Annotated in this window: 17 protein-coding genes; 8 read left to right on the top strand and 9 right to left on the bottom strand. The window is 59.9% G+C overall.

The features are described from left to right. Positions 1–49: 49 nt before the first annotated feature. Positions 50–1,399: a hypothetical protein gene (locus tag DWU98_RS17210; protein WP_115496802.1), complete on the bottom strand. Its 1,350-nt coding sequence runs from the start codon at positions 1,397–1,399 to the stop codon at positions 50–52. Between the two features lie 185 nt (positions 1,400–1,584). Between DWU98_RS17210 and DWU98_RS17205 the strand changes: the two genes are divergently transcribed. The 5 genes from DWU98_RS17205 to DWU98_RS17185 all read left to right on the top strand — a co-directional run bounded on the left by DWU98_RS17205 (position 1,585) and on the right by DWU98_RS17185 (position 8,226). After that, the gene (locus DWU98_RS17205) at positions 1,585–2,148 is read left to right on the top strand and encodes a diguanylate cyclase (RefSeq protein ID WP_115496801.1); all 564 of its coding nucleotides are present in this window, start codon (positions 1,585–1,587) and stop codon (positions 2,146–2,148) included. Positions 2,149–2,251: 103 nt separating this feature from the next. Beyond that, positions 2,252–3,370, top strand: a complete 1,119-nt coding sequence (locus tag DWU98_RS17200; protein ID WP_115496800.1) for an S-(hydroxymethyl)glutathione dehydrogenase/class III alcohol dehydrogenase — start codon at positions 2,252–2,254, stop codon at positions 3,368–3,370. 9 nt (positions 3,371–3,379) lie between these two features. Next, complete coding sequence (gene fghA, locus DWU98_RS17195; RefSeq protein WP_115496876.1) at positions 3,380–4,216, top strand: S-formylglutathione hydrolase; 837 nt, start codon at positions 3,380–3,382, stop codon at positions 4,214–4,216. A 222-nt stretch (positions 4,217–4,438) separates the two neighbouring features. Then, the gene (locus DWU98_RS17190; RefSeq protein ID WP_115496799.1) at positions 4,439–5,845 is read left to right on the top strand and encodes a GGDEF domain-containing protein; all 1,407 of its coding nucleotides are present in this window, start codon (positions 4,439–4,441) and stop codon (positions 5,843–5,845) included. Between the two features lie 140 nt (positions 5,846–5,985). Further along, on the top strand, positions 5,986–8,226 hold the full coding sequence (locus DWU98_RS17185) for a penicillin acylase family protein (protein WP_115496798.1): 2,241 nt from the start codon (positions 5,986–5,988) through the stop codon (positions 8,224–8,226). Positions 8,227–8,424: 198 nt separating this feature from the next. Here DWU98_RS17185 and DWU98_RS17180 read toward each other — a convergent pair whose 3' ends face one another. The 3 genes from DWU98_RS17180 to DWU98_RS17170 all read right to left on the bottom strand — a co-directional run bounded on the left by DWU98_RS17180 (position 8,425) and on the right by DWU98_RS17170 (position 11,530). Further along, positions 8,425–10,155, bottom strand: coding sequence for a GGDEF domain-containing protein (locus DWU98_RS17180; protein ID WP_230474899.1), 1,731 nt, complete (start codon positions 10,153–10,155; stop codon positions 8,425–8,427). Positions 10,156–10,207: 52 nt separating this feature from the next. After that, positions 10,208–10,504, bottom strand: a complete 297-nt coding sequence (locus DWU98_RS17175; RefSeq protein ID WP_115496796.1) for a hypothetical protein — start codon at positions 10,502–10,504, stop codon at positions 10,208–10,210. A gap of 186 nt (positions 10,505–10,690) precedes the next feature. Continuing rightward, on the bottom strand, positions 10,691–11,530 hold the full coding sequence (locus DWU98_RS17170; RefSeq protein WP_115496795.1) for an SAM-dependent methyltransferase: 840 nt from the start codon (positions 11,528–11,530) through the stop codon (positions 10,691–10,693). A 286-nt stretch (positions 11,531–11,816) separates the two neighbouring features. On the opposite strand from DWU98_RS17170, the gene DWU98_RS17165 reads away from it, so the two are divergent. Continuing rightward, positions 11,817–13,766, top strand: coding sequence for a M61 family metallopeptidase (locus tag DWU98_RS17165; RefSeq protein ID WP_115496794.1), 1,950 nt, complete (start codon positions 11,817–11,819; stop codon positions 13,764–13,766). Positions 13,767–13,847: 81 nt separating this feature from the next. Here the strand turns inward: DWU98_RS17165 and DWU98_RS17160 are convergent, their stop codons facing one another. The 3 genes from DWU98_RS17160 to DWU98_RS17150 all read right to left on the bottom strand — a co-directional run bounded on the left by DWU98_RS17160 (position 13,848) and on the right by DWU98_RS17150 (position 17,013). Continuing rightward, positions 13,848–15,266 (bottom strand): FUSC family protein, encoded by a 1,419-nt coding sequence (locus DWU98_RS17160; RefSeq protein ID WP_158545103.1) that lies wholly within the window; start codon positions 15,264–15,266, stop codon positions 13,848–13,850. 159 nt (positions 15,267–15,425) lie between these two features. After that, on the bottom strand, positions 15,426–15,857 hold the full coding sequence (locus DWU98_RS17155) for a DUF2501 domain-containing protein (RefSeq protein WP_115496792.1): 432 nt from the start codon (positions 15,855–15,857) through the stop codon (positions 15,426–15,428). A 340-nt stretch (positions 15,858–16,197) separates the two neighbouring features. Further along, on the bottom strand, positions 16,198–17,013 hold the full coding sequence (locus tag DWU98_RS17150) for a BON domain-containing protein (protein ID WP_115496791.1): 816 nt from the start codon (positions 17,011–17,013) through the stop codon (positions 16,198–16,200). A gap of 302 nt (positions 17,014–17,315) precedes the next feature. Between DWU98_RS17150 and DWU98_RS17145 the strand changes: the two genes are divergently transcribed. Continuing rightward, a complete protein-coding gene (locus tag DWU98_RS17145) occupies positions 17,316–17,618 on the top strand; it encodes a KGG domain-containing protein (protein ID WP_115496790.1) in 303 nt (100 codons plus the stop codon). 121 nt (positions 17,619–17,739) lie between these two features. Beyond that, positions 17,740–18,405, top strand: coding sequence for a UdgX family uracil-DNA binding protein (locus DWU98_RS17140; protein ID WP_230474897.1), 666 nt, complete (start codon positions 17,740–17,742; stop codon positions 18,403–18,405). Between the two features lie 70 nt (positions 18,406–18,475). On the opposite strand, the gene DWU98_RS17135 is transcribed toward DWU98_RS17140, so the two are convergent. Together DWU98_RS17135 and DWU98_RS17130 are read right to left on the bottom strand one after the other, a co-directional pair. After that, a complete protein-coding gene (locus DWU98_RS17135; RefSeq protein WP_115496789.1) occupies positions 18,476–20,407 on the bottom strand; it encodes a hybrid sensor histidine kinase/response regulator in 1,932 nt (643 codons plus the stop codon). Between the two features lie 770 nt (positions 20,408–21,177). Then, entirely contained in the window at positions 21,178–22,530 is a 1,353-nt protein-coding gene (locus DWU98_RS17130) for a sigma-54-dependent transcriptional regulator (protein ID WP_115496788.1), read from the bottom strand. Positions 22,531–22,578 lie beyond the last annotated feature (48 nt).

Genomic DNA, 22,578 nt, shown 5'->3' with positions numbered 1-22,578 from the left:
TCTAGCGGACGTCGGCGGCGGTATTGCCAGCGCAGACGCGTGACGAAGGTCACGGCGTTGGCACGACGAGGGTTTCCCTGTGAAGTACCTTGTCCGGGCCGACCGAGAAACTCAACTGATAACGGCCCGGGCGCAAATACAAATCGCTGGAAGGCACGCCTTGCGCACTGGTGTACAACGTGACGTGTGCGCCGGAGATCGGCATCGGCGGGAGGTCAAGCAACATGCGATCGGCTGGAATCGCGTCCGGACTTTCGTTGCTATAGCGTGCCTCGACCAGGCACGGATAATTACCGCGGCAATCCTCCGCGCTCACCAGGTGCGCCTGGCGCAAACCCCATAAGCTCAGCCATGTGGGGCGGCCACGTTCCAGCTTCTCTCGCGGGAAAAACACCGTCACGTCGTAGGCGGGACGAAGCGACCACGGCTTGCCGTCAGCGGCGACGAAAACAATGGGTACGTCCGGATGCAGGTGCTGCATCACCGCTGCGTAATACGGATGATCGTCGTTGCCGTCAGGGTGTGGGTACATCATTGTCTGTTCGACGGCGAGCATGGGCAAGCCGGTGAGTGCGTGAAGATGCTCGGCCATCGATCTGCCGCCCAGATAGGGGCCGGATTTCACGATGTGATCGTAGCCGGCATTGATCACCAGGCGTGCGCGCGGATCCTTCGCGAACACGTTCTCGTAAAGATGGCGCGCTTGTTCGGCTTCACGTGCATCCGCGCTGGGGGTGTCCGATGTCGCTTCGTAGGCGATGACCTTGAAGCCGAGTTTCAAAGCGGTGCGCACCATTTCCCCATAGACGGGCTCCTCGGTGTAGAAGCCGCTGTCATGCGTGGGATAACCGCGCGCCTGCAGGCCGGTATCGGTTTGCACCAGCGTTTCTGCTGCGAAATAGCGAAAGCCTTCGGCATACAGGCGGCTGAGCAGCGGCACGGTGAGGCTGCGTGTGAGTGCGACGTTGTGCGCTTCGTTGAGCAGCACGATGGGATAGTGCTTGGCAAGCTCGGGAATGGCATCCAGCGCAGGGCGCGCCACATAGTCGCCTGCAGTCAGTGGCGAGGCGTTATCGTCTGCCTGAGGCGGCTGCGCGATCGAAAAACACTTTACCGCGAGCGGGTAGTCACCGAGAAAGCTCAGGTACCAGGCGACGTATTGCCCAAATAGCATGCGGAACGCCGGCGAGCCGTCGCTCACGTAAGCCTGGCGCATGACCTCGTATCGCTCCAGCAAGCCCTTTCGACGAGTTGCTTCGGCCATGATCCGATCGACCTTGGCCCCCGCGGCGGCCTGTTGCGCCTGCCATGCTGACGCCGATTGCGCACGCACTACCGGTGCTGTGCAGGCCAGACACAACACATATCCAGCTGCAGTGGCGATGCGGCGTATCGTCATCACTTTTTTTAGGGCATCACCATGGCGTGTACATGGATGATGCGCTTATCCAGGCGCGGCCCCAATAGCCATTTTGGTGCAATGCGATATAGCCATTTTGTGGTCACGCCATGTCGACGATCTTTGCACGTTCCCGGCGGCTCGGCCGACGCATGCTCTGGGTCGGAGTGTCTGAGCGATGCCAGATGAACCACGATCCGACCGTCCTGGTGCTGATGTACGTTGTCCTGCCGCTGTGGCTTGCCGCGGGATTTCTCGACTGGCTTTGCCACCGCGCGACCCACATCGAAGCGACCAGTGGCGCCAAGGAATCGCTGATCCATTTTCTGATGTTTGCCGAGGTGGGCATTCCGCTCTTGGCCGCGCTCTTTCTGCAAGTGAATGCCGGGATCATTTCCCTGATGATCATCGCGTTCTTCATCCACGATCTGACCGCCTTATGGGATGTAAGCTATGCCGTCAGCGCGCGCTGGGTAAGCCCGATCGAGCAGCACATTCACAGCTTTCTGGAAATGGTTCCGTTGATAACCGTGCTATTAGTGATTTCACGGCACTGGGGGCAATTTCTGGCGCTGTTCGGGTTTGGCGAAGAAGTGCCCTCGTTCAATGTGACGTGGAAGCGTGAACCGTTGCCGGTTGCGTACATCATCATTCTGGCCTTGATTTTCGTGTTTGGGCTTGTGCCCTACGCGGAGGAGTTGTGGCGTTGCATAAAGAGGCCGTCAGACGAACACACCAACTTCTATTGAGCGCGTTCGGGTACCGCTGTACCGCGCATGGAGTTTTATGTATTCCGATCACCGCCACGCATGATCGATAATCCCGGACCTTCGTCGTGCAGGAGCAAACATCATGAAATCTCGCGCCGCTGTAGCCTTCGCTCCAGGGAAGCCGTTGGAAATCGTCGAGATCGACGTGGCACCGCCAAAAGCCGGCGAAGTGCTGGTGAAGATCACGCATAGCGGCGTCTGCCATACGGATGCCTTCACGTTATCGGGGGATGATCCCGAAGGCCTGTTTCCCGCGGTGCTGGGTCACGAAGGCGGCGGTATCGTGATGGAAGTAGGTGAGGGCGTGACCACCTTGAAGCCCGGCGATCACGTGATTCCGCTCTACACGGCCGAGTGTGGCAAGTGCAAGTTCTGCCTGTCCGGCAAAACCAACCTGTGCCAGGCCGTGCGCGCCACGCAAGGCAAAGGCGTCATGCCCGATGGCACCACACGCTTCTCCTATCAGGGCAAGCCGATCTATCACTACATGGGCACCAGCACCTTCAGCGAATACACGGTGGTACCGGACATTTCACTGGCCAAGATCGACACCCATGCACCGTTGGACAAAGTGTGTCTGCTTGGTTGCGGTGTGACCACAGGCATCGGTGCCGTGCACAACACCGCGAAGGTGGAGCCAGGGGCTACCGTGGCGGTATTCGGGCTCGGCGGCATTGGCCTGGCAGTGATCCAGGGCGCGGTGCAGGCCAAGGCTGCACGCATCATCGGCGTGGACGTCAATCCTGACAAATTCGCGCTCGCGCGCGAGATGGGCGCAACCGATTGCGTCAATCCCAAGGAGCATGAAAACCCGATCCAGGAGGTGATTGTGGCAATGACCGATGGTGGCGTGGACTACAGTTTCGAATGCATCGGCAACGTGGACGTCATGCGCGCTGCGCTGGAGTGCTGCCACAAAGGCTGGGGCGAAAGCATCATCATCGGCGTGGCGGGTGCCGGCAAGGAAATTCATACACGTCCATTCCAGCTCGTCACCGGCCGTGTGTGGCGCGGTAGCGCGTTTGGTGGGGTAAAAGGCCGAACCCAATTGCCGGGCATGGTGCAACAGGCCATGCGCGGGGAAATCAAGCTCGATCCATTCATTACCCATCGACTGCCGTTGGAGCGCATCAACGAGGCCTTTGACCTGATGCATGAAGGCAAGTCCATCCGCACGGTGATTCACTTCCAGGAGGCATGACACATGGACCTGGAGCGCATCGAACATCGGGTCTGTTTTGGCGGTTGGCAGAATGTGTACAGCCATCGATCGCATGCGGTCGATGGTGCGATGCGGTTGGCCGTCTATTTGCCACCACAAGCTGATACGCAGAAGGTTCCGGTGTTGTATTGGCTATCGGGCCTTACGTGTACCGAACAGAATTTCATCACAAAAGCAGGTGCGCAGCGCTACGCCGCCGAGCATGGCATGGCCATCGTGGCGTGCGATACCAGTCCGCGCGGCGGAAATGTCGCGGATGATTCGACGTATGACTTAGGGCAGGGCGCCGGGTTTTACGTCGATGCCACGGTGGCGCCATGGTCACGGCATTACCGCATGTACGATTACGTCGCACATGAATTGCCTGCGCTGATCGAGAAGAATTTTCCCGTCACGAACCGCCGCGCCATCAGCGGTCATTCCATGGGCGGCCACGGTGCGTTGACCATTGCGCTGAAGAATCCGGGCCGTTATTGCAGCGTTTCCGCCTTTGCACCCATTGTCGCGCCTTCACGCGTACCATGGGGCGAGAGGGCGTTATCCGCGTATCTGGGGCGGGATCGCGAGCTATGGCGTGCCTACGACGCCACCGAACTGGTGCAGACGGCCAACGAAAAAATTCCGCTGCTGATCGATCAGGGCGATGCGGACGAATTCCTGCAGACGCAGCTACGGCCAGAGCTGCTTGTCACTGCCGCTGAAGCGGTCGGGCACCCGGTGCGCCTGCGCATGCGGCATGGGTACGACCACAGCTATTATTTCATCGCAAGCTTCATCGGCGAGCACATCGCCTATCACGCGAAGGAGCTGCGGAACGCACGCTAGCGATAAGCGTGCTCGCGGACGACCTGGCATCTCGCGGGCTGTGTATACGCGGTCTTCACATCGTGTGCGCGGGTGTCTTCGCATGTGACAGACCTAATATTTTAGGTGGCAAGCGTAGTTGTATGCTGGCGCCCACCCCTTCTGCGGGGGTGCACACGTGTGATGGATCGCAGTTTTTGAGCGTTCGGATGGACATACCGCCCCACCACCTGTCCCGCTCCTATGAAAACAAACAACCCGATCGTTTTGCCGACGAGTCAGTCTGATGCCGTGCTCTTGCAGCGATTTTCGCTGTTGCAAACCCTCTGCGTGGCGGTGTCGGCGCTGATCGCCGTGGCGATACTCTTCGCATGGTTTATCAAGGGTGCGCGCGTGTGGTATCCCCAGGGGTGGTATCTGATGAAATTCGATACTGCATCGGGCATGTTCCTGAGTGCCCTGAGCCTGGCATGGCTATCGGCGCGACCCACACCGCTGCGCGTCTGGGCGGGACGTGCAACGGCGCTGCTTGTACTGCTGCTTGCTACCGTAGCGCTCTATGAGCACATCAGCGGCAGACCTACCGGGCTGGATACGCTGATCGTAGGCGATACCACCAGCGATCAGCCGGGCTTGATGTCGGTGCAGACGGCGGTTTTTCTTCTGCTGATGGGGCTTAGCCTTTTGCTTTCTACGACGTCGCAAAAGGTGTCAGGTATCGCCGTTTTGACATTGACCGCGTTGCTTGCCTTGCACACGCTGATTATCGTTTCCGGTTATTGCTTCAATGCGGCAAAGCTTTTTGGTCAAAGCATGTCCACGCGCACGTCGCCGCACACCCTGACGTGCATGGTTTTGCTGGCCATTGGCCTGATAGGTTGGCGCACGCAACATGGTTATTTCTCTTTGCTGGTCGGGCGAGGGCTTGGCAGCCAGCTTGCGCGCAAGGTACTTCCCGTCGCTTTGCTGCTGCCATTTCTGCTGATGCTGTGCGGTACCGCGATGACGAGTCTCGGCTGGCTGTCGGCGCCCGTAGCAGTGGGTTTGACCATCGCCATCATGGCGGCCGCCCTGGCAGCGCTTGTTTCGCTGCTCGGAAGACGCATCGACGCATTGGAACGGGCGCTACGCGAGCTATCGCTCACGGATGAACTCACCGGCGTGCTCAATTACCGCGGGTTTGTGCTGCTTGGAGAGCAGTCGTTCCTGGAGGCGCGGCGCAGTGGTGCTTCGCTGACATTGCTCGTCTTCAGCGTTGAAGGTGTCCGGGCGATCAGCGATGAATTCGGGCACGAAGCGAGCGCGCATCTGATGAAGGATATGGCGCGGGTTCTTCGCACCAGTTTCGAGCCCGCGGATGTGGTTGCGCGTACCGAGAGCGACGAATTCGTCGTCATCACCCAAGATGAGCACACCGGCGGTGTTATCGCACTGATGCGCATCGGCGAAGCGGTGGAGGCATTGAACGGCGCGGGGCGACCTTATCCCTTGCGGTTCAGCGTCGGCGAGGCAACCAGTGATCCTTCCTCCGACGAGTCGTTTCACGATGTGATCGAGCGCGCCGGGCTCGTGCGACGCGAGCGCAGGCGTGTGGAACGCGTGTTTGGTGCCGAAGGCGTCACCGGGGCGCAGCACGCTTCAGCCCTATGACGCTGCGGCTTTGCGGCTCAGGTGAATCCGGGTAGCCGCGCGTAAGGCCTCGCACGCGGCCATGGGCCAAAGGTCAGCTTACGGGTGCGCGGCCCATTCGCTACCATGATCGGGTTATGGGGCGAGCGGGGAATGCAGCGATGCGAGAGAGTGGCGCCAGGGGCTTCGGACGGGGATTTCTCCACGCAAAACACCTACCTCTATCGCGTTCCGCCGTCGTGGCGGCGATAGGGTTTGCACTTGGCGTCGCCAGCGCCGCGCAGGCGACTACGCCGGAACAAGCGCGTTGGCGCAGCGAAGCGCAGGCCGTGACGATCACGCGCGATGACTGGGGCATTGCCCACGTGCATGGCAAGACCGATGCTGATGCCGTATTCGGTATGGCCTACGCGCAGGCCGAAGACGACTTCAACCGTGTCGAGACCAATTATCTCAACTCGCTAGGGTGGCTCGCCAAGGCGGACGGCGATTCAGCCATCTGGAGCGATCTGCGCCAGAGGCTGTTTATTGATCCAGCCGAACTGCGGCGGCAATACACGCGAAGCCCCGCCTGGCTGCAAGCGCTGATGAATGCGTGGGCCGATGGTTTGAACGACTATCTGGCTACGCACCCCGACGCGCATCCGCGCGCGATCACGCATTTCGAGCCCTGGATGGCGCTAAGTTTTAGCGAAGGCAGTATCGGCGGGGACATCGAGCGCGTATCGCTGTCTAAATTGGAGGCGTTCTACGGACATCCTGGGGAGTCTGTCGCGAGTATCGAAACACCTTCGAGCTGGGCGGAGCCGTCGGGTTCGAACGGCATTGCCATCGCGCCGAAACTTACTGTCGATGGGCATGCGCTGCTGTGGATCAATCCGCACACCTCGTTCTATTTCCGCTCGGAACTGCAGATGAGCAGCGACGCGGGGCTCGATGCCTATGGCGCCGTGACGTGGGGGCAGTTCTTCATCTATCAGGGTTTCAACAAGCACATCGGGTGGATGCACACGTCCACCACGGCCGACGCGGTGGATGAGTTCGCCGAAACGATCGTGCACAAGGACGGAAAGCTTTTCTATCGCTATGGTAGCGAGCTTCGTCCCGTGACGGTAAGGCAGATCAGTGTGCCTTATCGCAACAGCGACGGCAGCATGGCCGAGCGCAGCTTTACCGTGTACGCCACACATCACGGCCCGATCGTGCGCGTGCAGGATGGCAAGTGGATCGCCATCGCTCTGATGAATAAACCGATGGAAGCATTGGAGCAAAGCTGGCTACGCACTAAAGCGAGCGATTACGCCAGCTATATGAAGGTTGCGGAGCTGAAGGCCAATTCATCCAATAACACCATCTTTGCCGACGACAAGGGCGAGATCGCCTATCTGCATCCGCAGTTCATTCCAAAGCGCGACGATCGTTTCGATTACACCAAGCCCGTGGATGGCAGCAATCCGGCTACCGATTGGAAGGGCCTGACTGACCTCAACGATCTGCCGCACGTGCTCGATCCGCCCAATGGCTGGGTAATGAACACCAACGACTGGCCTTATTCGGCCGCGGGCTCCTACAGCCCCAAGCGCGAGGATTATCCGCGCTATATGGATACCGTCGGCGAAAACCCGCGCGGCGTTCACGCGACCATGCTGCTGACCGGCCAGAAAAATTTCACCATGGCGTCGCTGATCACGCTCGCGTTTGATTCCTACCTGCCGGAATTCGCGCGCCAGATTCCCATTCTCGTGCACGACTACGACACGTTGCCGGCCAGCGACCCGCTCAAGAAAAAACTGGCGGGGCAGATCGCCATGCTGCGCAACTGGGACTATCGCTGGGGGATCGCTTCCATGCCGACTACGCTCGCCGTGTTCTGGGGCGACACGCTATGGGACAGCTTGGACAAAGCCGACAACGCCGAGGGCTTGTCGATGTATGACCGGATGGCCGAAAAAGCGGGTGCGAAAGCGCGACTGCAAGCGCTGGCAACGGCCTCCGATCGCCTGGAGAAGGATTTCGGAAGCTGGGGCGTGCCGTGGGGCGAGGTCAATCGCTTCCAACGACTCACCAGCGACATCGTGCAGCCCTTCAATGATGCCAAGCCGAGCATCCCAGTACCGTTCACCTCATCGCGCTGGGGCTCGCTCGCGTCGTTCGGTGCGCACCGTTGGCCTGGCACCAAACGCTATTACGGCACCAGCGGCAACAGCTTCGTGGCGGTGGTGGACTTTGGTGACAAGGTGCATGCGCGCGCGATCACCGCAGGTGGCGAAAGTGGCCACGTCGATTCACCGCACTTCGAGGACGAAGCCGAGCGCTATACCACTGGGAATCTGCGGCAGGTGTATTTCTGGCCGGAGGAACTGAAAGGGCATGTGGAGAAGGTGTATCACCCGGATATATGAACGTCGGTCCGGCACGTTACGCAGACGCTCCTCTTGCGCCACCGTCATTCCGGCGAAGGCCGGAATCCAGTTTAATGACGTCGTGCGAAGCACTCACGATAAAAAATGCTGTGTCCTTCAGACCCATATTTAACTGGATTCCGGCCTTCGCCGGAATGACGGTGAGGCAAGTGTAACGAGAAGGGTCGACTGGTCGACTCAGGCTTCCACCAACTCACCATGCACAATCACACGATTGCGCCCAGTGCGCTTGGCGCGATAGAGCGCGGCGTCCGCTTCCCTGCACAAGCGCTGCAATTCGTAGCCAGAGGTATCGGTAGAGGCCAATCCCACGCTAACAGAAAACGTAATGATACTTCCCTCGGCATCCACCGGTGTCGCTTCAATGGCAAGCCGGATGCGGTCGGCGATAGCTATGGCCTGATCGCGCGAGCATTCGAGCAGAAGAATGCCAAATTCCTCACCGCCCAGGCGACCGAACAAATCGGTGGGGCGCAGATGCTGCTTGCAAATGGTGATGGTGTGCTTGAGTACGGTGTCGCCGATGGCGTGACCGTGCGTGTCGTTGACCTGCTTGAAATGATCCAGGTCGATGAAGATCAGACAGGCGCTGCCGGTTTTTTTCTGCAGCAGGCGGAGGGCGTGATCGGCCTCGCTGATGAAGTGTTGATGATTGAAGATGCCGGTGAGCCCATCCAGGTAAGACAGCTCCTTGAACCGAAGCTGCGAGCGCTTGAGCTTCAGCAACCAGAACACCACGAATCCCAGGCACAACAGCAATAGGATGATGTACAGGCGGCTGGTTTCCATGGCTTTGGTAGACAGCGCCTGCTGCAAGCGAAGAATGCTATTTTGCTTGTTTAGCTTCTCCGTCTCCAATTGTTGCGCAAGCACGTGTTGTTGGGCCATTTCATAGGCCATGGTCCTGGCACTGATGTCGTTGTAATAACTCTTGTCCTGGCTTGCATAGTGCTCGTAATAATCGAGTGCAGCCGCGGCATTGCCGTGCTGTTTCTCGATCTTGTACAACACGTCATAGGCCACCATCAGCCATTCGCTGATTTCGCCTGGGTGACCCAACGCCACGGCGGCGAGGGCGGCTTTCTTTGCATCCGCGTCATCGCCGAGCTTGGCATAGGCCTCCGCGCGTTGTACCAGCGACGAAAGCATATGGGGATAGTAGTGATTGAGCTGGATACTTGGTTCAACCTGGTCGAGTAAGGCAATCGTCTTGGCTGGTTGGTTTTCATCTAAATAGAGATTGCTCAACACCAGCCGCGCGCTGTTGGTGATAACAGGTTGATGGTCGCCTACGCAGGCGTCGATGCCTTGCTGGAGGATCGAGCTAGCCGAGGTCAGGCGCTTCCCGTTGTAAAGCGCTGCAATCTGCATGGAATAGGGCAGGCACGGCGATTCGCCGGGCGGCATGGCATCCTGCATCATCTGGGCGTAGTGGATGGCAAGGTCGATCTGGCCCGCGAAATCCAGTATCTGCGAGAGGTTCATCAGCACCGAGTAGCGCGCTACCGGATCATTGATCGTCGGCAGTTCACTTGTCAGGTGGTTGGCGAGTGCGAAGGCCTCCTCGTAGCGCTGATTGACGCCCAAGTTACTAAGAAGCAATGCCGAGGCCTTTGCGATGAGCACGGCGTCGCCGGAGTGATCAATCACATTGCGCAGCTGTGCTTCGGACTTGATGTAATTCCCCTCGAACATGGTTTCCCATGCATCGAGATAGCGCAGGCGCCATTGTTCTTGTGCGGTGAGGGGCGGTGCCTCGCTATGAATCTGCGCCAGCATCTGCACGAAGCGGGGGTGATCTTTCCTGTGCAGCGCTTCGGCTTGGGAAAGGAACGCCGCAGGGTCGGTGATGGACGATTTGGTCGTACCGTGGCAAGGCTGTACGAGCGCGCCCAAGGCCATGGCCATAAATGCAGGCCATAACCAAAGGCGGCTCGCCAGGTTAGACATACCTTTTCATCTACCGCTTGGTCGACGACGGGTCGCGATCGGGCGCTGGCGACCTCTGCGGAGTGTCATCGCCATCTTCTTGATCCGGCTCTTCCTCATGGCCAGGGCCTTGGCTGACCTGGGGCGGATCACATTGGCGATGCCCCAGCTCAACGGCAAGTTGTTCCTTATCTCCGGTTGCGGCGGCGGTTATCAGGGCCTCGGAAGCCTGCGCTTCGCCAAGCGCAGCGGCCAGTTCATCGGCCGATGCGTGACGCAGCGATGCATCCTTGCCAATGGCTTCCAACAATTCGATCGTATCAGGCATGGAAATCCCCCTTTTCCTGGGTTGTCATAAAACAGTGCGAAGGTGCAGCAAAGCCGGACGATCGTCAGCGCGATAGCTGTCCGACGGCCGGCATCGGTATCTGGTGCAGCGTGCTCGCCCTGCGAGCCTGTTTTTTCCCCGTGGCGCATCGCATGAAGATCCTTCCCCTCATGGTGTCTCCCCGCCTCACGCTAAGGTACTTGTCCCGTAGAGCTTGTCCAGTGCATTCAATCGATCTCGAATGACCGAATTGGGCTTCAAGGGCGTGGCCGGAGGAAGCACCACGGTTTCCTCGGCGGTAAGGGGGACATGTGGCAGGTCGCGCAGGGCAATGCGACGCACGCACGGCTTCTCGATCGGCAGTGTGGCCCCCCGGTAGATAATTAACTCGTGGTCGAGTGGATAGTCCCTGTTCAACAACTCCACCAATACCTGGCGGTAGGCTGGGCCAGTTTCCAGACGTCCCAGGGACCAGTCGCCGGTCAGGGCAACCTGCCAGAGCACGAGGTAGCCGGCCGGGTCGATGCGCCGTTCGTAGAACAGGAGCTGGCTGGCTTCGAAATGCTGGCATCCGAAGCGGCCCGGATCGATGCCCAAATCGGCATAAAGGCAATCCTCGGCGGAAATACCCGGTTCCATGTGGGCCTCGAAGCCTTCGGCGCGCGCCACCTCAATGACCTTGTGCGGCGACCACGCGAAAATGCCCGGATGACCGTAGAAAACCCCGCAGACGCGCTTGCCCGCGCGCACCTCGGTCATCATCACCTGGACCCATTCCCGGTAGGTTTTCATGCGTGATTTGCCGGGCTTGTAATAAGGCTGAAGGCTGCGCACATCCGGATGCATGCGTTCCAGCCACATTTCCACGACACCATTGGAAAGCGCGGCGAATACCACATCCGCCTGTTCGATATGGCTGCGTGCCAGTGGCGTGAGATGCGAACCCAGGGTCATGCCCATGCCTACACAGGCAAGGCTGCCACGGCAGGTATCGTTTTTTGAGGTAGCTAGGTGTGGTGTATTCATTGGCGGATGCTAAGGCAAGTTCCGGGCCAGCGCTTTATATCCGCCGATGGAGTGTCTACGCACCGGCATGGATGGGGACGCCGCCACGCCATAGGTGACGAACAATGTCCGTTTCCGACCTAATAAAGACCTGGCGGGGGCGTCGACGATTTGGACATCCATCTCTCGTGTTGATGCATGCGGGAACGCTGGCGTGTTGTGCGCTGCGATGCAGAGGATGAATCTCCCCGCCGGTTCCCAGTGGTGGTAATTTGCGCGATCTTCCACAGCGGCACCGGAGTTTTTCATGTTGCATGTTTCCCGCGCGGGTTCGGCGCATCGTAGGTTTTCACGCCTGGCCTTGGCCCTCTCCATGACGTTTGTCGCGGCGGCTGCTGGGGCGCAGTCATCGCGCACGGACAGCGTGCCACCCCCGCAGGATCTGCCTTACGTTGGGACGGTGACGCTGCATGTCGATGCAAGCGATACCGCACAGGGCATCTTTCGTGCCCACGAAACGATCCCGGTAAAGGCCGGTCCCCTCACGCTGCTGTACCCGCAATGGATTCCGGGTGACCACTCGCCGACCGGCCCTATCGCCATGCTGGCCGGCATCAAGCTCAGTGCCAATGGCAAGCCCCTACCGTGGAAGCGTGACGAGTACAACGTCTATGCGTTTCATGTCGACGTGCCGGAGGGCGTTTCCAGCATCGATGCGTCGTTCCAGTATTTGTCGGGGCGCACCGATAACGAAGGTTTCGAAATTACTGACCGCATGATGGACATGGAATGGAGCAAGGTGGTGCTCTATCCGGCCGGCTATTATTCGCGGGATATTACGTTCTCGCCCAGCGTCACCGTTGCCCATGGCTGGCAGCTCGGCACGGCGCTGGAGACGGCTTCGCAGTCCGGCGATACCGTCAGCTTTAAGCCGGTGACGCTCAACAACCTGGTCGATTCGCCGATTTATGCCGGCCGCTATTTCAAGCGCGTCGATCTAAACCCGGGTGGCGATGCGCCGGTACACCTGGATATCGTTGCGGACGAGCCGAAGTATCTGGCGATGACGCCAGAGCAAGTGAACGTGCATCGTGCGCTGGTGACGCAGGCAACGAAGTTGTTTGGCTCGCATCATTACAGCCACTACGACTTCCTGTTCTCGCTTTCCGATCAGTTATCCGGCAACGGCACCGAGCATCATCAGTCCAGCGAAAACGGCCTGGACGCCGACTACTTCACGGCGTGGGATGAGGCCGCTCCCGGGCGCGATTTGCTGCCGCACGAATACACGCACTCGTGGAACGGCAAGTTCCGCCGTCCGGCTGATTTGTGGACGCCCAACTTCAATGTCCCGATGGGTGATTCACTGCTGTGGGTGTACGAAGGGCAGACGCAATATTGGGGCTACGTGCTGACCGCGCGCGCAGGCATGTGGACGCCGGAACAGTTTCGCGATGCGCTTGCCATGGAAGCGGCCAATTACGATCTCAACCGCGTCGGTTTCCAGTGGCGCACCATGGAAGACACCACCAACGATGCCACGGCCGCTCGTCGTTCAAGCCTGCCTTACCGCAGCTGGCAGATGAGCGAGGAGTACTACAGCGCCGGTCAGATGATGTGGCTGGAAGTGGATGCCAAGTTGCGTGCGCTCACGCATGATCACAAGTCGCTGGATGATTTCGCGCGCACGTTCTTCGGCGCCGACAATGGCAGCTACGTCACCAAGACCTATACCTTCGACGATGTGGTCGCCGCGCTCAACAGTGTGGCCCCCTACGACTGGGCGAGCTTCCTGCATGCGCACGTGAATGTGCTTAATCCACCCTTGGAAGACGGTATCGCTGGAACGGGCTGGAAACTCGTCTACACCGATAAAGAGAGCGATTACGAGAAGCAGTACAACAGCCGGCCGGAATCCTCACGTCATTTGTACAACTTTGCCTGGTCGATCGGTCTGACCATGGGCGGCAAGGGCCAGATCAACGACGTCCGCTGGGACGGCCCGGCGTTCAAGGCAGGCGTAAGCACGGGTGCCACGTTGGTGGCGGTGAATGGCAAAAACTATTCCGACGACGTGCTGAAGAACGCGATTGCCGACGCCAAGAACAGCGCGGCGCCGATCCAGTTGCTGCTGAAGTACCAGGGCGGCTATCGCACTGTCGCAGTCGATTACCACGATGGTTTGAAATATCCGCATCTTGTGCGCGTCGCTGGCACGCCCGATTACCTGAGCGAGATCATCGCGCCACGTAAGTAAGCTCATCACGACCCCCTCCCCTGCATGCCGTAGGGGAGGGAGGCGACGTGGCGTTGCACGGGACGTCTCTCAAAAGGCAGCTTAGTCCGCGTTGCCTTGCAACACACCTTGCAGATATTTCAGCGCGGGTAGCAAGGTTTCCGGTTCCTTCACAGCCTTGCGTGCTGTACCAATGGCTCTGCGTACCTCGCCGGGCGCAACGCCTTGCGTAATTAGACCGCGCGCCGGTGTCCGGCATGCATGCAATGCGTCGATCCAGTCGGCGGGTTGTAAGGCGTGTATCCGTCGCGTCAGTAGACGCGTCGCCCGGAAAGGTGGTGCCATCTGATCGAGCTGACTCAACGCATCGTCGAAGCGCGCGATGCTGCGTGTGGACACCTGCGGATCGAAGGCTTCGGAAAGCGCGGCCAATGCATGCGCCATACGTAGCCTGAGCACATCGGTGGAACGCACTGGCACTACAAGCCATGCCGCAGTGATGCCAATGATCGCACCGATGAGGATTTCCTCCAGGCGTAGCAAAAGAATGGCCGATGGCTGATGGCCGTCAAATCCCTGCAGCAGTGCGAGCGCGATGGTGATGAACAGCGCCCACCACGCGTAGTTGAAGGGGCGCAGCCATATGCCGAGAAAAACGGCGACAAGGATCAGGGTGCCGCTGTGCGTGCCGACGAAACCGGTTTGCAGGCTGAACATCAAGGCGAACACGGTGCCCACGGCTGCGCCGAGTACGCGCAGTCCGCTTTTGTAAACCACGTCCAGGCGACCGCGATTGCCGCTGTTTACGACAAATGCCGTGAGCACGATCCAGGCCCAGCGTTCGCTAAAAAACACGTAGCCGGCCACAAAAGAGGCCGCCAACGCGATCGCCATCTGTACCGCCATGCGTGTGCTGGCCTGCAACCCCGAACGGTTTTGACGGACGGGGGTGCTCGCGGCCGGTTCGGCATCTTCTGCGGACGTGCGCCACGGCATACGACGCACCAGCAGATGGCACACCGCCACCCAAAACAGCGCAAGCAAGGCCACAATGATGGGAACGAGTACCGCCGGTAATTTGCCGCCCTGGGTGACATGGACATGCGGCACGGTGAGCAATGTAACGAACGGAAGCGCAATGAGGCTGCCGGCGCGCCGCGCCATCGGTCCGAAGCGGCGCAGCCAGATGGAGACGAACATGCCTGCCACGAATGCTGCCGCACCGAACCATGGTGCGAAGCGAAGCAGCATGGCCACGCCCAAGGCGGCAAGGCCGACCAGCGGAAGCACGAAGGCTGCTTCCAGCCGTCCGCGCACATTGCGATCGAGTTGGCTGCGCGAGAGCGAAACGGTCAGCACCACCGCGAGCACCGCCGAGCCCGGGCCGGGCGCAATGATCCACGTGCACACCAGTGTCGCCAGCGCCGCCAGCATGGTCGCCGCCGCCTCCCGCAACGCTTGCAGGAGCGTTGGCATATCCGAGAGGGTGGAGCGCGCGCGGGCGGGAAATACAGAGGTCATGGGCATGTCCACTAGGCTGTGCCGCAGAATGCGGCATTCTGCGATAGGCGGCCTGCGCTTGTCTCGTCCGGCTCGACAGGGAAATCACTCCACCTGGATCACAACAAAAAACGCACCGGTGTTTCGCCGGTGCGTTTTTTGTTGCATGGCCGCGCGTTATCAGTGTCCGAGGAAGCTGCGCCCCTGATTGAGCACGACACCGCAAGCCTTGGTGGTGATCTTGGATTTCAGATCGCTGTTGCCGCCACCTACGTTGGCGAGGTTGGTGGTGCGACCGTCTTTGCCTTTGAGAATACCGCTCAGGCCGCTTTGATAGTCTGCATTGCTGGAACCGCCCTGCGTTTTGCCGAGTAACTTGCCGGCAATGCCGGATGCACCGGAAGCGCCGCCGAGGTAGTTGTTCTTCACGCAGTACTGCAGTATTCCGGCAACGTTACCCATGTTGCCGGAGCTCAGCGAGCCGCTGTTGCCCAGCGCACCGCCGAGTTTTCCACCCAGACTGCCAAGCCCCTGAGCCGCCGCGGCGTTGCACGCCAGGCTCGCTACAAGCGCAGTGGCGATGATCGCCATGGTGATGCGTCGTGTGTTCATACCATCCCTCCTTCTGGTGTACGCAATGAAGATCGAAGACGTGTCGCGATCGACCCGGTCTTTCGATAACCCCGCAAGAGCCAACAGATAGTTCGGGAATCGATGCTTCCCTGCGCCCTTGCGGGCGTTGCCGCCCATACTTATACCGTGCCGCCAAGGCGCGGGAGTCCTAGCTTCATGCGATGACGTCGCAGCGCGTCGATGGTGGCACTCGGGGCGATGTGCGGCAAGCGTTGGGGTGACAGCTCACGCTTCAGCCCCCTCCGCGTTGGGGAGGGATACGAGGATGGGTCGTTGGGTGTGTTTGCGCCTGATACCGGGAACGGTTGCCGTTCCCGGACTATTCGTCACTCCACGGCTTGCGCGACTGCGGTGCGGAAAGATGCAACCGATTGTTGATGTCCTTCACGCCGTCGACGCCATCCACGCATTCTTCGATGCGATGTCGGACGATGGCATCGCTTACTTCGCCTTCGATCGTGACGACACCGCGGCGTACGTGCAGCGAAATGTTCGGCGCATCGATATCCGCGCGGCAATCGAGCGCTTGATAGACCTCTTCGCGAATCAGCTCGTCCGCATGTTGGTCGTGCGAGGGGGCGTGATGGCCAAAGCCTGGCGATTTTTCCGGCGCATCGTTGAAGTAGTCACCGCGGTCGGGCGATGTTTCGAGGTCTTCGGCGGTGAGACGAAATCCCAGGTCGGGATCATCGGGTTCATACGCGGGGCTTGGGTTGCTGGGCGGCAGTTCGTCCAGCAATTCGCTCGCCTTGGAGTCCATGTATTGGGGGTTTTGCCACACACCTGCGAAATCGGGGCCGTGACTCCCCGGCATACCTTCCTCATCGCGGTACGAGCTGTATTCGTCCGCGTATTCGTTGTAGCCGCCTTCGGGCAGCGTGAGTCGCTCCACGCTGTAGTTGGTTTCGTCCAGGCGCAAGGGCCCTTGCCATGACTCTTCCGGGTCGCGATAGCTCAGGCGTTCTGTACGTCGGTCGTGGTCCAGGCTGCGCGGCCCGAAACCCAGCGTGGTGTCGTCAGGATCGTTCAGGCTGGTCAAGGTCGTGGTGGTGGCCACATTGCGCTCCAGCGCCGTCATGCGGCGCTTGAGCAGCCGTGCGGGCGCTTTTGTTACTGCGTGGGATTTCTTGGTCATGAGCCGCTCGCTCCGTTCATCATCGTCCCGGAAAAAGCTACTGCGCGACCCAGTGGCGGAAGGGTGAATCGGACGCTAGCCCGATGTAATGATCGTGCCGCCATTCATATGCATGACAGGGTTCCCGCGCGCAAGCACAAGCACACTCACTAGCGCTTGCTGCGATGTGACGTAGCGCAAATTCCGCTGTTTTTTTGTATGGGAAGTACGAAAGCATCACACAACCGATGGCATGTTGGCTGCACGCACAGTCGCTTAGATCAGCGCGATGAACTTTGTACGCACTGCAGAGGTTGAAAGGCATGAGCAGGAGACAGCGTGACCCACATAAGGGCGCCATGACCGTGAGCGAAGCTGGCCGCAAAGGTGGTGAAGCACGCAAAGAACAACTCGGCCCGGAAGGTTATTCGGCGCTCGGAAAAAAAGGCGGGGCCGCACGCAAGGAGGAATTGGGCTCGGAAGGCTATTCCGCACTCGGCAAGCAGGGCGGCGAGGCGCGCAGGCAGGAACTGGGGCGCGAAGGGTATGCGGAACTGGGCAAGAAAGGTGGTCAGCGCAGTCGCGCATCGGCCGAACGCACAAAGGGTTCCCACCCACAACGGTAACTGCGCTTCACCGCCCTCGCTCGCGCGGCGTACCTTGAACCGCTTATGGACGTGATTCTTGACTGAATCTGCACACCATTTCGATAAGCCGCATCGGAAGCTTCGCCCTGGCGATGTGAAGATGAACCAGATGCTTCACACACGATCGGCGTGGGAGTCCCCGCTGGCACGGCCCTCGACCTTGCCACCGCCGTCAGGGTCGTTGGGAGAGCTGCGCGATCTGGCCGGTCGCTGTCACGACTGCCCGCTCTGGAAACACGCCACGCAGACCGTATTCGGCAAGGGGCCGGTGCACGCCAGCATGATGCTGATCGGTGAGCAGCCGGGTTTGCAGGAGGATGCGATAGGCGAACCGTTCGTGGGGCCTGCCGGCGCACTGCTGGACCGCGCGCTGGACGAAAGCGGCCTGCAGCGTCGCGAGATGTATCTCACCAATGCGGTCAAGCATTTCAAATATGAGTTGCGCGGCAAGCGGCGCCTGCATAAGCGTGCCAACGCCGCGGAGCAGGCGATCTGCCGTGAATGGCTGGCGGCAGAACTTCGCGAAGTGCATCCGCAGCGCATCCTGGCTCTGGGAGCGATGGCGGCACAGGCCTTTCTTGGCACGACTTTTCAGCTCACCAAGAGTCACGGGCGCTGGTTCAAGCTAGCGGGCGGGATCGATGCGATGGCCACCTGGCACCCATCGTCCGTGCTGCGCTCGATCAACCGCGATACGCACGATCACCGCTATCAGCAACTGGTGGACGATCTGCGTGCATTCGCGGCAGGGCCGCCGACCTACTGAGACGCCCTGTTGATTTCGCCGTGTGGTTTGCTTGCCAGGGCAGGGGGCACGCAACCTGCCACATGCAGGGTCAATGGGCGGCCTGCAGCAGCAATTGCGCTTTGGCCAGGAGGTCGCCCATATCGAACGGCTTGATCAGCGCTTCGGTGGGGCCATCCAGTTCGCTGACGTCCAACCGTTCGGAGTCGGCGTAGCCGGTCATCAAGATGACACGCAGTTCAGGGAATTGCTTGCGTGCCTGACAGCACAGATCGTAGCCATCCATCGTAGGTAGGTCGATGTCCGACAACAGCAAATCCCATGACGGGCGCGCGGCGAGTACAGCGAGCGCTTCATCGCCGGAAGCGGCCTCGGAAACGTGGCAGCCAAGTTGTCGCAACCGCGCGGCCACGGAATGGCGAATGGTTTCGTTGTCTTCCACCACCAGGATGTGGCAGCCGCGCAGATCCGGCGCTGTCGGTTGACCTTTCGGCGTGGGGTTTTCCAGCTTGGCCTGATCGCATGGCAGATAAAGCAGCACAGACGTGCCGGCACCGGGCATGCTGTGAATGTCCACGGCGCCGCCGTGCTGCGTAACGAACCCATAGACCATCGACAAGCCCAGACCCGTGCCGCGTCCTTCGGGTTTGGTGGTGAAAAACGGCTCGAAGGCGCGACGCCGTGTTTCCTCGCACATGCCCGGGCCGTCGTCGGCGACGCTGATCTCGATATATGTCTCGTGAGAGCGATCCAACTGAACCTGCACGCTGTTATCGTCGGCGCTGCACAAACGGCACGTCATGCTCAGGTGCCCGTGGCCAGTCATTGCATCGCGCGCGTTCACCGCCAGATTGACCAGCGCGCTTTCCAATTGGCCGCTGTCGCACGCAACCCAGGGAAGCTCGTCAGGATGAGTGACATCCAATGTGATGTCATCACCCAGCGTGCGTTCCAGGAGTTCACGCATGGAGAGCAGTACCTTGGCGACATTCGTACGATGCGTGGATGTGGTCTGCCGACGTGCCAGCGAAAGCAGCCGCTGCGTCAGCCGGCCGGCGCGCAGGGCGGCATCGAGCGAAACCATCACGTGTCGCTTGGCTTGTGTGGTGTGGCGGTGATCAAGGCATAGCGAAGCAAGCTCCAGCGAGCTGATGATGCCCTGCAACGCGTTGTTGAAGTCATGGGCGATGCCGCCGGTGAGATGACCGATGGCCTCGATCTTCTGGGCATGGACGATTTGCTCGCGCGCCTCATGCAGGCGCCGTTCGGTCACCTGCTTATGCGTGCAGTCGCGCGTGATCTGTGCAAAGCCGAGCAATGAACCATCGCTTTCGTGAATGGCCTCGATGATGACTTCGGCCGGAAAGCGTTCGCCATTGGCGCGCAGCAACTCGCATTCGGTATTCGCGCGACCGTTCTGCATGGCCGTGCGTAGAAGCTGCGAGGGAAGGCCGCCGACGCGCCGATGCTCCTCGAACAGCATGGAAAACGGCTGACCGATAATATCGCTGGCCGAGTAACCGGCCATGCTCTGCGCACCGAAATTCCAGTCCAGCACGATTCCCTGCGGGTCGAGCATGCAGATGGCGTAATCGGCAACGTTACGCGCGAACAGGCGAAAGCGTCGTTCGCATTCGCGCAGATGATCGTGCACTTTTCGGTCCGGTTGCAGGTCGCGCACGATCATGGCGAAGCTGCGCGGGCCTTCACCTGAGCCTTTCATCACATGGATGGCCACTTCCACACGGGCGCGTCGACCTTTCTTTCGTGCCAGCCATGCTTCGGTGCGTGCCGGGCGTCCCGTGCTGTGTGCGTGAAGGGCGGCATCCAGCAACGCTTCGATGTGATCACCGGCATACAAACTGGCGTAGTGCCTGCCCAGTAGCTCGCGTGGTTCGAACGTACTGAACAGTGCGCCGCCTTCATGGCAGGCGGTGATGTGACCGCGGTGATCCAAGACAAAAATGGCGCAATCAGAGGACGACGAATGAAATCGACTGTTGTGAAGCGAAGCAGGCGGCATGGCGTGACTCGAAGCATGTAAAGCCGGGCGGTCAATGCAGCGTCTGATCTCGGTTCAGTCGAGCACAGCACTGCGCCTTTTATGCATGCACGGGTAAGCAAACAAATCCTGCAAAAATCGTTTTAAGTCAGAACCGCATGCGGTTTCAAGATCGGGCCGAGCAATATCGCCTTTACGTTTCCCTGAACGATCTGTCAGATCGCTGGCCGTTTCCTCCGGCGCCCCGTTTTCTTTGATGCCGACGGTTCAAGATGATGGCGAACGCGTAATGGCAGCGTGAAAATTGTGATGATTCAGGCCGCTGCCGGCCAAAGCGGAGAGGCTTCTTCACATGTGGGCTGGAAACCCCGGCCTGAGGCCAATTGTGGATGAGTCCGTTGATGTTTCCTGCGCAAGTTTTTTTCCCACTGTCACGCATGCTGGCGCATCCCCGACGCTTAAATGCCTGCTTTCCCGGGCAAGTGCTTGCGCATCCACGCCTTACAAAAAGGGCATGTTCCCGCGTATGAATGCAATGATCGAAACGTTGCCTGTTTTTCCGATTTTCGTCCAACCGCAGCCGGCGCCTCCGCCGGATCCAGTGAAGCCACCGAGCCCGGCACCGCCGCTGCCGGATACGGGCGCGCCCATTCCGCAGCCTGGCCGTCCGCCTTGTGTCGATCCAACGCCAGAGCCGGCACCCATTGACGATCCGGCCCCACCGCCAAGTTGGCGCCCGGTTGCCTGGTGCATGCCCGCGACAGAAGAGGGTGTCCTTGCATGTCACCTGATCAGTGGCTTCGTAGTGTCTGCTCGGCTTTGCGATAACGCAGCAGCTTGTTATAGATAGTCTTGACGCTGACACCCAGCACTCTGGCGGCGCGCGTCTTGTCGTTTCCACAGTGACGCAAGGCCTGTTCGATGGCCTTGCGTTCGATTTCATCCAGCGTTTGCCCATCCCAAAGGCCGATCGCGCGTTCCTCTTGCGAGGCCAGGCGCGCGCGGATTTCCGATGTGACGTCCACGTGGTCATTCTCTGCTGTCAGGTACGCGCGCTGCACCACATGTTGGAGTTCGCGCACGTTGCCAGGCCACGGGTAAGCTTGTATGCAGTCGAGCGACGCATCGGTCAACACGCATTGCGTATCGTATTTGGCGTTGAGCCGGTCAAGAAAGCGCATGGCCAGCAGTACCGCATCGTTATCGCGTTCGCGCAGCGGTGGCATGGCGATGGGGAAGTCGCACAAGCGGTAATACACGTCGTGACGAAGCTGGCCATTGCGAACGGCGAGCCACGGGTCGCGATTGCATGCGGCGATCACGCGCACATCGAGTTCGTGCTGGCTCTGCGCACCCAGGCGCGTCACCATGCGTGTTTCGAGCACGCGAAGCAGATAGGTTTGCAACGGTGGCGGCATCTCGATGAATTCATCCAGAAATAAGGTGCCACGCTGGGCTTGCTCGAAAAAACCCGCGTGGTCGTGGGATGCGCCGGTAAAGCTGCCACGCTCGTGGCCGAACAACAGGCTGCCGAGCAAATCCGGCGGGATGGCGCCGCAATTGACCGCGACAAAATGGCCGCGTCGTCCGCTCAGCGTATGCAGCGCTTGTGCCGCAAGTTCCTTGCCCGTACCGCTTTCGCCGTGCAGCAGCACGGTGTTATCCAGCGGCGCGATGCGGTGGATCGCCTTGAATAGCCGATGCATGCTGCATGACGCGCCGATCATTTCACCGCATTGATCCAACTCGCGATCGTGGCCGTTGCGCAGGCCTGCGCGCAGCGATGCATGATCGAACCAGGCGTCCAGACGGCCACCATCGACCGGTTTGACGATGTAATCGTCGACATGCAATCGAATGGCCTGCATGGCAGTGTTCACGTCGGGACAGCCGGTCACCACCACTACATCGGCGCTGCGATACGGATCGAGATGCGCAATGACCTCCAGCCCGTTGCCGTCGGGCAGGGTCAGTTCGATCAGCATCAGATCCGGAGAATGACCTTGTGCGATCACTGAGGAGGCATCCCTCACGGTGGAGGCGGTCATGACATCGAAGCCGCGCGATTGGGCATGCGCGCCCGCGGCATGCAGGAATGCACGATCGTCGTCGACAAGCAGCACGGACGGTGCAGGTTCGCGCATAAATACCTCCGATCATGCCGATGCGCAGAGGCGATTCAGCATGCCCGT

Source organism: Dyella monticola, assembly GCF_003363155.1.
In the GTDB taxonomy this organism is placed as follows: Bacteria; Pseudomonadota; Gammaproteobacteria; order Xanthomonadales; family Rhodanobacteraceae; genus Dyella_B; species Dyella_B monticola.
The sequence above is the reverse complement of the archived record's forward strand: the minus strand, read 5'-3'. Positions and strand labels throughout refer to the sequence as shown.

What these genes read in the sequence shown, in the direction of transcription:
- DWU98_RS17210 (WP_115496802.1), bottom strand. Translation starts at nt 1,399, where the DNA reads ATGACGATACGCCGCATCGCCACTGCAGCTGGATATGTGTTGTGTCTG.
- DWU98_RS17205 (WP_115496801.1), top strand. Translation starts at nt 1,585, where the DNA reads ATGAACCACGATCCGACCGTCCTGGTGCTGATGTACGTTGTCCTGCCG.
- DWU98_RS17200 (WP_115496800.1), top strand. Translation starts at nt 2,252, where the DNA reads ATGAAATCTCGCGCCGCTGTAGCCTTCGCTCCAGGGAAGCCGTTGGAA.
- DWU98_RS17190 (WP_115496799.1), top strand. Translation starts at nt 4,439, where the DNA reads ATGAAAACAAACAACCCGATCGTTTTGCCGACGAGTCAGTCTGATGCC.
- DWU98_RS17185 (WP_115496798.1), top strand. Translation starts at nt 5,986, where the DNA reads ATGCGAGAGAGTGGCGCCAGGGGCTTCGGACGGGGATTTCTCCACGCA.
- DWU98_RS17180 (WP_230474899.1), bottom strand. Translation starts at nt 10,155, where the DNA reads ATGGCCATGGCCTTGGGCGCGCTCGTACAGCCTTGCCACGGTACGACC.
- DWU98_RS17175 (WP_115496796.1), bottom strand. Translation starts at nt 10,504, where the DNA reads ATGCCTGATACGATCGAATTGTTGGAAGCCATTGGCAAGGATGCATCG.
- DWU98_RS17170 (WP_115496795.1), bottom strand. Translation starts at nt 11,530, where the DNA reads ATGAATACACCACACCTAGCTACCTCAAAAAACGATACCTGCCGTGGC.
- DWU98_RS17165 (WP_115496794.1), top strand. Translation starts at nt 11,817, where the DNA reads ATGTTGCATGTTTCCCGCGCGGGTTCGGCGCATCGTAGGTTTTCACGC.
- DWU98_RS17160 (WP_158545103.1), bottom strand. Translation starts at nt 15,266, where the DNA reads ATGACCTCTGTATTTCCCGCCCGCGCGCGCTCCACCCTCTCGGATATG.
- DWU98_RS17155 (WP_115496792.1), bottom strand. Translation starts at nt 15,857, where the DNA reads ATGAACACACGACGCATCACCATGGCGATCATCGCCACTGCGCTTGTA.
- DWU98_RS17150 (WP_115496791.1), bottom strand. Translation starts at nt 17,013, where the DNA reads ATGACCAAGAAATCCCACGCAGTAACAAAAGCGCCCGCACGGCTGCTC.
- DWU98_RS17145 (WP_115496790.1), top strand. Translation starts at nt 17,316, where the DNA reads ATGAGCAGGAGACAGCGTGACCCACATAAGGGCGCCATGACCGTGAGC.
- DWU98_RS17140 (WP_230474897.1), top strand. Translation starts at nt 17,740, where the DNA reads ATGAACCAGATGCTTCACACACGATCGGCGTGGGAGTCCCCGCTGGCA.
- DWU98_RS17135 (WP_115496789.1), bottom strand. Translation starts at nt 20,407, where the DNA reads ATGCCGCCTGCTTCGCTTCACAACAGTCGATTTCATTCGTCGTCCTCT.
- DWU98_RS17130 (WP_115496788.1), bottom strand. Translation starts at nt 22,530, where the DNA reads ATGCGCGAACCTGCACCGTCCGTGCTGCTTGTCGACGACGATCGTGCA.